Source organism: Pseudomonas sp. FW305-28, from assembly GCF_017351395.1.
GTDB lineage: Bacteria > Pseudomonadota > Gammaproteobacteria > Pseudomonadales > Pseudomonadaceae > Aquipseudomonas > Aquipseudomonas fluorescens_AA.
The window spans coordinates 15,441-27,424 of sequence record NZ_JACNDD010000047.1 but is presented as its reverse complement, the minus strand read 5'-3'; the positions used below and the strand labels follow the sequence as shown (position 1 = coordinate 27,424).

Sequence of the window (11,984 nt, the reverse complement as noted above, 5' to 3'; positions counted from 1 at the left end):
TTCAGCACTCCTTCATGGCATGACGTCGCCGGCATTCGGTCCCAGGGTTTGCCCCACGAACAGGTTGCCTCCCGGGTCACTGGCCAGCAACACGGCAGTGGGCGCCACTTCCGTGGCCAGGCCGAAGCGTCGCAAAGGCAGTTCGGCGGACTTGGCCTGTTTCCAACTTTCACTGATGCCGGCCACCAGCGGTGTTTCGATCGGCCCGGGGGCGATGGCATTGACCAACACGTTGTCGGCGGCCACTTCCAGGGCCAGTGACTTGGTAAAACCGATCACCCCGGCCTTGGCCGCCGCGTAGTGGCTGAGCTCGGCCCCACCTTTGATGCCCAATTGCGAGGCGACGTTGATGATCCGTCCCCAGCGCTGCGCCAGCATGTGGGGCAAGGCTCGCTGGCTGGCGATGAACACGCTGGTCAAGTCGACGCGGAGCATGTCATTCCACATGTCGATGCTCAGCTCGGTGCAACGCGCCTGGGTCAGCATGCCAGCGTTGTTGACCAGGATATCGATACCGCCGAACTGCTCGACGCACGCATCGACCCCAGCCTGGGCCCCTTCGACCGAGCCGACGTCGGCCACGCACTCGTACACCTCGACCGACAGCGCACGACAGTCGTTTGCGGTGGCGGACAGGCGCTCGGCATCGCGATCGGTCAGCACCAGGCGCGCGCCTTGCGCGGCATAAGCCCGCGCGATGGCGGCACCGATACCGCTGCCGGCGCCGGTGATCACGGCGCGGCGGTTGAACAGTTGTTGCATGGGACAATCCTCCAGATCCAGGGCAAACAGGGATGGCCATCACTGAAAACAAAACCCGTGACGCCCGGCTTCAATCCGGCCAACGCACGGTCAGACCGCCGTCAATGATGATGCTCTGGCCCGTCAGGTAGCTGGACTCGTCGCTGGTCAGGAACCGCACCAGCGACGCCACCTCATCGGCCCGACCGACTCGCCCCAGCGGAATCGCCCGGGCCGCCTTGGCCAGGCCTTCGGGCCCGAGGGAATTTTTACTGTCCAAGGACTGCGGCGTCTCGATCAGGCCCGGGATCACCGCATTGCAACGAATCCCCTGCCCGGCCAATTCCACCGCCAGCGAACGGCATAGCCCTGGCACACCGGCCTTGGCCGCGGCGTAATGAGAATGGTCCTGCCAGCCATACACGCCACCGGCGATTGAAGAAATCGCCACCAACGCACCGCCCTCGCTCATGTAGCGAACGCTGGCGCGGAAGGTGCGCATCACCCCGGTCAGATCGACATCGAGCATGGCGTTCCAGGCCTCGTCGCTCATTTCCAACAGAGGCGCACGGCGCAGCAGGCCGGCGTTGGCCACCGCGTAATCAAGACGCCCGAAGGTGCTGAATGCCTGCTCGGCCAGGTTATCCACCGAACGACTGTCGGTGACGTCCAGTGGCAGCATCAGGCATTCGCCACCCAACGCCTCGATCTGCTGGCGGGTGTCTTGCGGGTCGTGGGGGTCCGCCGGCAAGTAGCCGGCGGCCACGGCTACACCGTGGCGGGCATACGCCACGGCAAGGGCCTGGCCGATGCCGCTGGCGGCACCGGTAATCAATGCAACTCTACGAGTCATAAGCCGCCTCCTTACTTCACGGTTTCTGGACGGACATGGCGTGCCGCGAACATCAGCGCGCCAGAGAGGAAACAAGGCAGCGCGCCGAAGTACAGCGCCGAGGTCTGCCAGTTGCCGCCTGCCGCCAGCACCTGGGTGGCACCGAACCCGGCCACTACCGCGCCGATCGGCCCCATGGCATGGATAATCGCGCCGCCCGTGGCGCGGATGCTGGTGGGGAAACTCTCGCCGATGAAGAACAGCGCCGCCGAATAGGGCCCGATCAGGAAGAACAGGCCCAGGCTGTAAAGACCGACCACCATCGGCAGGTTGCTCGGACCGTAGAGCATGCCGGCAAACGACAGCCCGCCCAGCATCCAGCCCAACGCAATGACATTGCGCCGGCCGATCTTGTCGCCCATCCAGCCATGGCTCAGGTAACCGCAGTAGCCCACCAGGTTGGAGAGCACCAGGATGATCAACGAGTTTTCGAAGGAAATATGGTGCACGCTGACGATCACCGTCGTGCCGAGCACGCTGAACACCTGGATCGCCGCCCAGTTGAGCAGGATCGCGGCGCCGATCACCAGTGTCGCGCGCCGCGACGTGCCGCGAAAGGCCGACGCCAGGCCGGCCTTGCTGTGTTCCTCATAGTCGACGCCATAGGTGGACGCCACTGCCTGGGCATCGGCGACCGCGCCGCTTTTGCGCAACTGGCCGATACGCTGGTGGATCTGGAACTGCGGGCTTTCCTTGAGCTTGCGCGCCATGATCGCAATGACGATGGCCGGGATCGCCGCAAAGATAAAACAGCCCTGCCAGCCGATGGTCGGCAGCAACACGGCGGTCAATCCGGCGGCGGTCAGCGCGCCCACCGGCCAGCCACCCTGCACCAGGCTGTAGATGAAGCCACGTCGCTTGGCCAGCCTCGGGTCATCGGAGGCGGCGTAGAGCTCGCTCAGATAGGTGGCATTGACGGTTTCTTCCGCGTAACCCAACCCGCCGAGAGAACGGATCAGGATCAACGGGGACTTGCCCCAGGCACCGCCGATGGCCGTCAGGGCCGAACAGATCGCCGCGCCGCTGACGGTGAAGATGATCCCCATGCGCCGGCCCAAGCGGTCCACCAGCGGGCCGATGGCCAACGCCACCACCGCCGTGCCGACCGCCACCCAGGTGGCGATTTCGGCTTGCTCGACTTCGCTCCAATTGAAGTGCCGGCCGATTTCCGGCAACAACGTGCCGAACAGAATGAAGTCGTAGACCGCAAATACCCAGGCAAAAAAAGCGATCCAGGTGGCAAAGCGCACCTGGGCCGGCGTCAATTGCTCGGGTTTCCAACCAGTCAGGTCGAGTTTGTTGTAGATGGACATGAGAACACGCCTCGAATAAATGCCGGATCAGCGGCTGCGGGGGTTGCGGCGAATGAAGTCGTCGGCAATTTCATCGAACGTGACAAAGCGCACGCCGGCATGGCCCTGGATGTGTTCGATCAGGCGCTCCAACATCAGCAGCACCTGCGGACGCCCGGAGACGTCGGGGTGGATCGTCATGGTGAACACGGCATGTTCGTGTTCGCGATAGACCCAGTCGAACTGGTCGCGCCAAATCTCTTCGAGATGCCGCGGGTTGACGAAACCGTGGCTGTTGGGCGATTTCTTGATGAACATCATCGGCGGCAGGTCGTCGAGGTACCAATTCGCTGGGATCTCCACCAGATCGGTTTCCTGGCCACGCACCAGCGGTTTCATCCAGGTGTCCGGGTGCTGGCTGTAGTCGATCTTGGTCCAGCTGTCGCCGACGCGAACGTAGTAGGGATGGAAGTCGTTGTGCATCAGGCTGTGGTCGTACTTGATGCCTTTCTTGAGCAGCAGCTCGTTGGTCACTTTGCTGAACTCCCACCAGGGCGCGACATAGCCGGTAGGCCGCTTGCCGGTCACCTGGGTAATCAACTCGATGGATTTATCGAGCACCGCCTCTTCCTGCTGTGGGGTCATCGCGATGGGGTTTTCGTGGCTATAGCCGTGCACGCCGATCTCGTGGCCCGCATCCGCCACGGCTTTCATCTGCTCGGGGAAGGTCTCCAGGGAATGCCCGGGAATAAACCAGGTGGTGCGCAGGCCGTAGCGCTCGAACAACTTGAGCAGCCGCGGCGAGCCGACTTCCCCGGCAAACAGGCCGCGGGAAATATCGTCGGGTGAGTCTTCACCGCCGTAGGAGCCGAGCCAGCCCGCCACGGCGTCGACATCGACCCCAAATGCACAAAGAATATCTTTAGCCATGATCGGCCTCCGGTTGTGGTGGTTGTTCAAACATCAATCAGGAATTGGCGAGCGTCGCTTCGACCGAGCGCGCGACTCGCAGGAGCCGGGCATCCTCGCCTTGAGGCACGCTGAGCAGCAGGCCTGTGGGCAGCCCCTGGCTGTCCCGGCCGCTGGGCAGGTTGACGCCGGGCATGTCGAGCAAACTGCCGGGCATCGTCAGGCTCAGGGTCGCGAGATTGGTACGGGCAAACAGTTCGTCGTCGGCCTCCAAAGGCGCCAGCGGCGGGGCGACATGGGCCACGGTCGGCGTGATCAGCACCGCGCCGTCGAGCTCCTCGACGAGTTGGCGTTGCAAGGTCGATCGCGCGTCGTAAAGCTTGAGCACCTGGCTGGCGGTCATGGGCCGCGCCGCTTCGAGACGCCGGCGTACCCGCGGGTCGAGTCGTTCGGCATCGGCGCTGTTGAGCAAGGCCTCGTGCAAGGCAAACGCCTCGGCGGCCCCCAGCCAGCCGTGGTCGCGGATCAGCGCGAGGCTGGCCTGGAAAGCCGGCAATGGCCGAATCTCCACCAGCGCCCCAGCGGTGCGCAGCGCCTGGACACCGGCCAGCACATTGGCCCGCACCGCGGCCTCGACACGGGCATCCTCCAGCACCGCTTGCTCGACCCAGAAACGCTGCCCGGCCAGGCTGCGCACCGGTGGCGCTTGTCGTGGGTCGCGCCCCTGAAGCAGTTCGTCGATCATCCAGGCGTCACGCACGCTGCGAGTCAACGGGCCGATGCTGTCGATGCTGTGGGCCAGGGGAAATACCCCGTCACGACTGTGACGACGGGAACTGGCGCGAAACCCCACCAGAGCGTTGAAAGCCGCCGGGACGCGGATCGAACCGGCGGTATCGGTGCCCATGGCGATCGGCACGATGCCCGCCGCGACCGCGACCGCCGAACCGCTGGAGGAGCCGCCGGGGATCCGCGGTTGTGCATCGCTGAACGGGTTGACCGGCGTGCCGAAGTGCGGGTTGAGGCCGAGCCCTGAATAGGCGAACTCGCTGAGGTTGGTCTTGCCCAGGCAAACCATGCCGGCCCGGCTGAGCAGGCTGACACTGGCGGCATCCAACAGCGCGGGCGGTGCGTTCCGGCGCACCGCCGCTGCCGCGGTGGTGACACTGCCGGCCACGTCGAACAAATCCTTCCAGGCCATCGGCACACCGTCGAAGCCGCTCAACGGTTGCCCGGCACGCCAGCGCGCCGCCGAGGCCTGCGCTTCACGCCGGGCCCGGGCCTCGGTCAACGACACGAACACGTGTTCGGCGCGAGCGGCTTGCTCCAGCGCTTGTTCCAGCACCTGGACCGGATCGGTGCGCCCTGACGCGAAGGCTTCGGCGAGTGCAATGGCATCCAGCGAGGAAAATGGGCTCATGGGCTGCGGCATCCAAAATGTATCTATTATTAAAATGTACATTTTATACGGAGCAGATTTCGTGCCAGCTACGCTTGCGCAGTCCATAGCCGCTGAGCGCCAAAGTCTCCCGAGGGGCTGTAACCATCAGCTTAGAGCCGCGCGAATGACTTGGATGAGCAGGGCCCTGGCCAACATCCGGAAGGCATGCTTATCTAATGTATATTTTTATAAAAGATACATTTAGGTGCATAAAAGTAACGTTTTGATGGAGCGAGCCCCACGAAAGGGCGCGCCAATGTGACCCTCAGTGACACTGGACACTGTGAGAGAATCCCTCCATCGCCGTCATGCCCAGAGGAATCGATGAAAGCAGCGCCAGCCCAAGACCCGCGCACCGCGTCTCGCTACGCGATGATTCATCAGGTATTGCGTGATGCAATTACCGAGGGCACCGCACTGCAGGGCTTGGTGTTACTGGAAGCACCGCTGGCGGAGCTGTTCGGCACCAGCCGTGTTCCGGTGCGCAAGGCGCTGGACTTGTTGCACGAAGAGCGGTTGATCAGCCGTTTTGACGGGCGTGGGTACTTGATCAATCCCCTGGGCTTGGATATCGAGCCGCTGCGCCTGCCCTTGAGCCATGTTCACCTTGGCCTGGCGCGTGGCGAAGAACGGGTGGACACGCGACCATTGGGCGAGCGGATCCACGAAGAAATCGGCAGCGCGTTGCTGACCTGCATTACCTTCGGCCACTACCGCCTCGATGAACAAGCCGCCGCCGAGCATTACGGCGTGAGCAGGGCCGTGGTGCGAGAAGCCTTGATGCGCCTGAGGGACCGGGGCTTGCTGGAAAAAGAGCCCTACTCACAGTGGCTGGCCGGCCCGCTCACTGCCCGGGAAGTCACCGAAGATTATGAGCTGCGCGCCTGCCTGGAGCCTGAGGCGCTACGTCAAAGTGCGCCAGGGCTGAGCCGCGAGCAACTGCAAGCCATGCTGGAACGGGTAACCCAAGCACAACAGGCTGAGCATTGCCCGGAAGAGACGATCCAGCGCATCGAGGAAGACCTGCACCAGCACTGCCTCAGCGGCCTGCAAAATCGCAAAATGGCAGCACTGATTCGCCAGGCCCAAAGCCCGATGATCATCAGCCGGATTTTTTCCCGGCTGCTGGGAATCGGCGCGGACCCCGCCATGCTGGCCGAGCACCGCCTGATCCTGGAACTGTTGCTACACGGTGCCTTCGACGCCGCCGCGCTGAACCTCAAGGAGCATTTGCAACGCGCCCGGCAACGGATGTTGCAACGCCTCAAGGTGCTATCGGTCGTGCCGGAGCAGGACTTGCCACCCTACCTGAGCAAAATCAGCTGATCGCCCATGGTCGGCGGCCAGCCCTCAGCTTTCCAGCAACCCATGCAGGTCCACGAATTGCTGGGTCAGCTTGTGCCGCGGGTCAAGGTGGATCAGCGGCAGGCTGGCCTGGTGGGATTCGCGCATGCGCACCGAACTGCTCAGGTACACCGGCAATACCGGCAGGCCTTCGGCGATCAGTTCGTCGAGAATCTGCTGCGGCAGGCTGGCGCGGGCCTGGAACTGGTTGACCACGATGCCTTCGACTTCCAGGCCTTCGTTATGGTCATCCTTGAGCTCTTCAATTTCCGCCAGCAGGCCGTACAAGGCCTGACGGGAGAAGCTGTCGCAGTCGAACGGGATCAGCACCCGATCAGCGGCGATCAACGCTGAAACCGCATAGAAATTCAGCGCTGGCGGGGTGTCCAGGTAAATCCGGTCGTAATCCTCCTCCAGCTCTTCGAGCAATTTGCGCAGCTTGTTGATCTTGTGCTTCGCCTCGAGCTTGGGCTGCAGGTCCGTCAGCTCCGCCGTGGCGGTGATCACGTGCAGGTTGTCGAACGGCGTTTCGTAGATATCCACCTTGTTCTTTTTCGAGAAAGGCCCGGACGACAGGGTCTGCTTGAAGAAGTCGGCAATGCCCATGGGGATATCGTCGCCGGTCAGGCCAGTCAGGTATTGAGTGGAATTGGCCTGGGCATCCAGGTCCACCAACAGCGTGCGATAGCCCTCGCTGGCGCTGACTGCCGCCAGATTGCAGGCGATGCTGGACTTGCCCACGCCACCTTTCTGATTGAACACCACACGCCGCATGTCAAAACCTCCGTGTATCAAAGATTCCCGAGTGTAGTAGGCCGCGACACTGCTTAGCTACCTTCTGCGTAGAAGGACTACAGCAACAGTGGCTTTTCCAACGATTCAGACGTCAATCGTGCCCGGATAAAGACAGAAACAACCGACAGACAAGCCCGTGACGATCGCGATAATGGTCCAAGCCAGGCATCGAGCGGACCGACTCGTACATTTTGCTGGGCAAAATGTAACCAGTATTTGCTACAAGCCAACCGCACCGGGATAATGCGCGCCACTTGGGTCGCAAGGCCATGCAGGGTTGGACGCGGGTCAAACCACTGAACCGTGACAATAAAAGCCCGCAGGGGTGGGATGAGTTTTGATCAATTTCAGTATCGCCCAATGGCGCGCGTGGGCCCCTGGGCTCGAAAGCGTGGACGACTGGCAGGCCTGGAGCCGACAGCCGGTTGTATTGCCGGCCAGTGATGCCGCCCCTGACGTATCGTTCCTGCCTGCCATGCAGCGTCGTCGCCTCAGCCGCCTGGCGCGGATGGCCTTCAGTGTCGGCTGGCCACTGGCCGAGGGCCAGCCGGACCTACCGTTGGTCTTTATTTCCCGCCACGGCGAAACCCCGCGCACTTTTGAGATTCTCAAGGACCTGGCGGCCGACCAGCCCTTGTCGCCAACTCAGTTCAGCCTGTCGGTGCACAACGCGGTGATCGGCCTGTGGTCGATCATGCGCGGCGAAACCAGCGAAATGACCGCCCTGGCCGCCACCGGCGACGGCTTGGAACACGGTGTGCTGGAGGCCGCCGCTTTGTTGAACGAAGGCTCGCCAGCGGTGTTGCTGGTGATCACCGAAGAACAGCCGCCGCAGGTCTACGCACCGTGGGTCGATGACGTGCCCTTCCCCTATGCCATGGGCCTGCTGCTGACGCCGGGCGACGACTGGCAACTGGACCTGTCCGCGCAGGCCGACCAACGATCCGGCAGCGACTGGCCCCATGCCCTGGACCTGTTGCGTACCCTGCTGAACAACGAAACCACCTGCCAACATGCCTGGAAGAATCGTGTATGGACCTGGCAACGCAACCGGTGACCGGTAAACATCGCGACGCCTATTACTGGCGCCTGGTCGCGACCGCCGCAAGCTTCGCCCTGTTCGGGCTGGGCGGGCTGTGCCTGCGCTTGCTGGTTTTTCCGTTGCTGGCCTGGCTGCCCGGCGATGCCCAGGCCCACCGACAAAGGGCCCGCCGCACCGTCGGGCGGTTGTTCTGGTTCTTTATCCGGTTCATGGCCCGCACCGGCGTGCTCACCTACCAGATCGATGGTGCCGAACGGCTCGGGCGCCCCGGACAGATGATCATTGCCAATCACCCCTCGCTGATCGACGTGGTGTTCCTGATCGGGCTGGTGCCCAACGCCAACTGCGTGGTCAAGCAAAGCCTGTGGGACAATCCCTTTACCCGTGGTCCATTGCGTTCAACCCAGTACATCAGCAACGACGGCAGCATGGACATGCTCGATGCCGCCAGCGATACCCTGCAAGATGGCCAGACACTGATCGTGTTTCCCGAAGGGACGCGCACCCAGCCAGGCCAGGTGCCGGCCTTTCATCGGGGGGCCGCGGCCATCGCCCTGCGGGGTGCGAAAATCCTCACGCCCGTCACGATCAAGGTCAACCCCACGACCCTGACCAAGGCCGAACCCTGGTATCGCATCCCCCGGCGCCGCGTGCACTTCAGTTTTCACGTCGGGGCCGATATAGATCCACAGGCGTTCGCCGCGCTCGGCCCGCCGCCCCAGGCTTCGCGCAGGCTCAACGATTTCTTGCATCACTATTTCATCAAGGAGCTCGCCGAAGATGAGCGATCTGCACCGTGACATCAAACAGCTGATCATCGACGCCCTCGGCCTGGAGGATATTGGAGTCGACGACATCGGCGACCACCAGACCCTGTTCGGCGAAGGCCTGGGCCTGGACTCGGTGGATGCCCTGGAGCTAGGCCTGGCGATCCAGAAGGAGTACGGCATCAAGATCGACGCCGACGCCAAGGACACTCGTAACCATTTCAGCAATGTGGCAAGCCTTGCGGCCTTCGTCACTGCAAAACGCCCCTGAGACCGGACCATGCAAACTCGTGACGACATTTTCAACACCCTGCGTGACGCCCTGGTCGAGCTCTTCGAGCTGGACCCAGAGCGCGTGACGCTGGAATCGAACCTGTACCAGGACCTGGAAATCGACAGCATCGATGCGGTTGACCTGATCGACCACATCAAGCGCCAGACCGGCAAGAAAATCGCCGCCGAGGAATTCAAGTCGGTGCGCACCGTCAATGACGTGGTCGAGGCGGTCTATCGACTGGTTCAACCGGCCGCATGACCCGGCTGATTGGCCTCGGCCTGCTGCTGGCAGGCCTGCTGTACCCCTTTGCGGTGTATTTCGGCATGGAGCATTTCGCCCCGTGGCAGTTCGGGCTGCTGCTGGGTAGCCTGTGGCTGGCCCGGGCGTTGCTAGGCAAGGGCGGTGACGGCAGCCGCTGGATGGCGACCACGGCGATCGTGTTTTGCGTGTTGCTCGCGCTGTTCGACAGCCCGCTCCTGCTGCGTTGGTACCCGGTGCTGATCAGCGGGTTCATGCTCGGGCTGTTTGCCCTGAGCCTGAAATACGGCCCGCCAATGATCGAACGCCTGGCCCGCCTGCGCGAGCCGCAGCTGCCGGCCAAGGCGGTGGTCTATACGCGTCAGGTCACGGTGGCCTGGAGTGTGTTTTTCCTGTGTAACGGTTTGCTCGCCGCCGCCCTGACCCTCTGGGCGCCGCTGAGCTGGTGGATGTTGTACACCGGCCTGATTTCCTACGGATTGATGGGGCTGCTGTTTGCCATTGAATGGCTCATACGACAACGGGTAAGAGGCCGCCCATGAATTGGATAACACTTGAGCAAATGTTGCTCAGGGCTCAGCCGGAACGCACCGTCGCGGTCACTCCGGCGCTGGATCATTCGCAACTGCGGGACGCGGCGTTGCGCCTGGCGGCCGGCCTGCAGGCCCGGGGCGTACGCCAGGTGGCGGTGCACCTGGAAGATGCAGCCGACCTGGCCATCGCCCTGCTCGGTGCCTGGCACGCCGGCACACGCGTCCTGCTTCCTGCCGACCTGCAAGCGCAGACACGCCAGCGCTGGGCGTCGGAGGTGGACCTGTGGCTGACCGACCAGCCCGGCGACACCCATCCCGACGACTTGCAACACGCGCCGATGGACGCCGTCGAACTGGACCTCGATCACTGCTGGCTGAGCCTGTGTACCTCCGGCTCCAGCGGCGAGCCCAAGCGCATCGAGAAAACCCTGCGGCAGTTGAGTAACGAAGTCCAGGCCCTGGAACAGCTGTGGGGCGCCGACCTGGGCCCGGCCTGCATGATCGGCAGCGTTGCCACCCAGCATATCTACGGGCTGCTGTTCCGAGTGCTGTGGCCGCTGTGCGCCGGGCGTCCGTTCGGGCGCAGGCAATTGGCGTTCCCCGAAGACCTGCAACGCGCCAGCCGCGAGCAGCCGGTGTTCGCCTGGGTCGCCAGCCCGGCGTTGCTCAAGCGCATGGGCGATAACCTCGATTGGCCGGCCCTGAGCAGCGTGCGCCGGGTGTTCTCCTCCGGCGGCGCCTTGCCGGCCGAGGCCGCGCAAAGCTTGCAGCGACGCCTGGGACAATGGCCGACGGAAATTTTCGGCAGCTCGGAAACCGGCGGTATCGCCTGGCGCCAGGGTGACCCATGGTGGCAGCCCTTTGCCGACGTCGAGCTGCGCCAGGACAGCGACGGCGCCTTGCTGATCGCTTCGCCCTATCTGCCCGCCGGGCATGTGGAACACACCGCCGACGCGGCGCGAATCGCCGAAGATGGGCGCTTCGAGCTGCTCGGGCGACTGGACCGTATCGTCAAGCTCGAAGAGAAGCGCATCTCCCTGCCCATGCTCGAACAGGCGCTGGTGGCCCACGACTGGGTCAGCGAAGCGCGGCTGGGCGTGGTGCAGGAGAACCGCGCCTCCCTCGGCGCGCTGCTGGTGCTGAGCGACGCTGGCCTGCGGGCCTTGCGCAACCAGGGTCGGCGGGCCGTGACCGAGGGCCTGCGCCGGCACCTGAGCGAACATTGCGAAACCCTCGCCCTGCCACGGCGCTGGCGCTGGCTGCGGCAGTTGCCGCTCAACGCCCAGGGCAAGCTGCCCCAGGCCGAGGTCGAGGCGCTGCTGATGGCGCCACGCCCCAAAGCCCCCGACGTGTTGGAACAGGTCGAAACCGACGGTGAGTGGAGCCTGCGCCTGGTCGTGCCGCCTGACCTCGCGTACTTCAGCGGCCACTTCCCCACCGCGCCGGTATTGCCCGGCGTGGTGCAGGTCGACTGGGCCTTGAGCCTGGGCCGCCAATTGCTGGACCTGCCGCCGCGGTTCGTCGGCATGGAGGTGCTGAAATTCCAGCAACTGGTTCGCCCCGGTGACGACATCCAACTGCACCTGCGCTTCGACCGCGAGCGCGGCAAGCTGTACTTTGCCTACCGCAATGCCACGGCCGCCTGTTCCAGTGGGCGGATTGTGTTGGGGATGGCGAATGATTAATGCTCACA

Annotated in this window: 13 protein-coding genes; 7 read left to right on the top strand and 6 right to left on the bottom strand. The window is 63.6% G+C overall.

Going from position 1 to position 11,984, the window contains the following annotated elements; genetic code table 11:
* Positions 1-12 precede the first annotated feature (12 nt).
* The 5 genes from J4E53_RS13185 to J4E53_RS13165 all read right to left on the bottom strand — a co-directional run bounded on the left by J4E53_RS13185 (position 13) and on the right by J4E53_RS13165 (position 5,254).
* Positions 13-762, bottom strand: a complete 750-nt coding sequence (locus J4E53_RS13185; protein WP_103308863.1) for an SDR family NAD(P)-dependent oxidoreductase — start codon at positions 760-762, stop codon at positions 13-15.
* Between the two features lie 70 nt (positions 763-832).
* On the bottom strand, positions 833-1,594 hold the full coding sequence (locus J4E53_RS13180) for an SDR family NAD(P)-dependent oxidoreductase (protein ID WP_103308862.1): 762 nt from the start codon (positions 1,592-1,594) through the stop codon (positions 833-835).
* Positions 1,595-1,605: 11 nt separating this feature from the next.
* Positions 1,606-2,946 carry an MFS transporter gene (locus tag J4E53_RS13175; RefSeq protein ID WP_060739505.1) on the bottom strand — a complete coding sequence of 447 codons (1,341 nt, stop codon included), beginning with the start codon at positions 2,944-2,946 and terminating at the stop codon, positions 1,606-1,608.
* A gap of 27 nt (positions 2,947-2,973) precedes the next feature.
* A complete protein-coding gene (locus tag J4E53_RS13170; RefSeq protein ID WP_103308861.1) occupies positions 2,974-3,855 on the bottom strand; it encodes a polysaccharide deacetylase in 882 nt (293 codons plus the stop codon).
* 37 nt (positions 3,856-3,892) lie between these two features.
* Positions 3,893-5,254, bottom strand: coding sequence for an amidase (locus tag J4E53_RS13165; protein WP_103308868.1), 1,362 nt, complete (start codon positions 5,252-5,254; stop codon positions 3,893-3,895).
* A gap of 345 nt (positions 5,255-5,599) precedes the next feature.
* Between J4E53_RS13165 and J4E53_RS13160 the strand changes: the two genes are divergently transcribed.
* Positions 5,600-6,601, top strand: coding sequence for a GntR family transcriptional regulator (locus J4E53_RS13160; protein WP_060739507.1), 1,002 nt, complete (start codon positions 5,600-5,602; stop codon positions 6,599-6,601).
* Between the two features lie 24 nt (positions 6,602-6,625).
* Here J4E53_RS13160 and J4E53_RS13155 read toward each other — a convergent pair whose 3' ends face one another.
* Complete coding sequence (locus J4E53_RS13155) at positions 6,626-7,393, bottom strand: ParA family protein (RefSeq protein ID WP_060739508.1); 768 nt, start codon at positions 7,391-7,393, stop codon at positions 6,626-6,628.
* Positions 7,394-7,751: 358 nt separating this feature from the next.
* Here J4E53_RS13155 and J4E53_RS13150 point away from each other — a divergent pair, with 358 nt between their 5' ends.
* The 6 genes from J4E53_RS13150 to J4E53_RS13125 are packed head-to-tail and all read left to right on the top strand — an operon-like array spanning position 7,752 to position 11,976.
* A complete protein-coding gene (locus tag J4E53_RS13150; RefSeq protein ID WP_103308860.1) occupies positions 7,752-8,471 on the top strand; it encodes a beta-ketoacyl synthase chain length factor in 720 nt (239 codons plus the stop codon).
* A complete protein-coding gene (locus tag J4E53_RS13145) occupies positions 8,447-9,256 on the top strand; it encodes a 1-acyl-sn-glycerol-3-phosphate acyltransferase (protein ID WP_060739510.1) in 810 nt (269 codons plus the stop codon). Before J4E53_RS13150 ends, J4E53_RS13145 begins: the two co-directional genes overlap by 25 nt.
* Positions 9,237-9,494: a phosphopantetheine-binding protein gene (locus J4E53_RS13140; RefSeq protein ID WP_060739511.1), complete on the top strand. Its 258-nt coding sequence runs from the start codon at positions 9,237-9,239 to the stop codon at positions 9,492-9,494. The genes J4E53_RS13145 and J4E53_RS13140 overlap by 20 nt, the downstream gene beginning before the upstream one ends.
* A 9-nt stretch (positions 9,495-9,503) precedes the next feature.
* Positions 9,504-9,758, top strand: coding sequence for an acyl carrier protein (locus tag J4E53_RS13135; RefSeq protein WP_030140951.1), 255 nt, complete (start codon positions 9,504-9,506; stop codon positions 9,756-9,758).
* Positions 9,755-10,300, top strand: coding sequence for a hypothetical protein (locus J4E53_RS13130; protein WP_072407257.1), 546 nt, complete (start codon positions 9,755-9,757; stop codon positions 10,298-10,300). The genes J4E53_RS13135 and J4E53_RS13130 overlap by 4 nt, the downstream gene beginning before the upstream one ends.
* Positions 10,297-11,976, top strand: a complete 1,680-nt coding sequence (locus J4E53_RS13125; protein WP_103308859.1) for an AMP-binding protein — start codon at positions 10,297-10,299, stop codon at positions 11,974-11,976. The genes J4E53_RS13130 and J4E53_RS13125 overlap by 4 nt, the downstream gene beginning before the upstream one ends.
* The last annotated feature ends 8 nt before the right edge of the window (positions 11,977-11,984 follow it).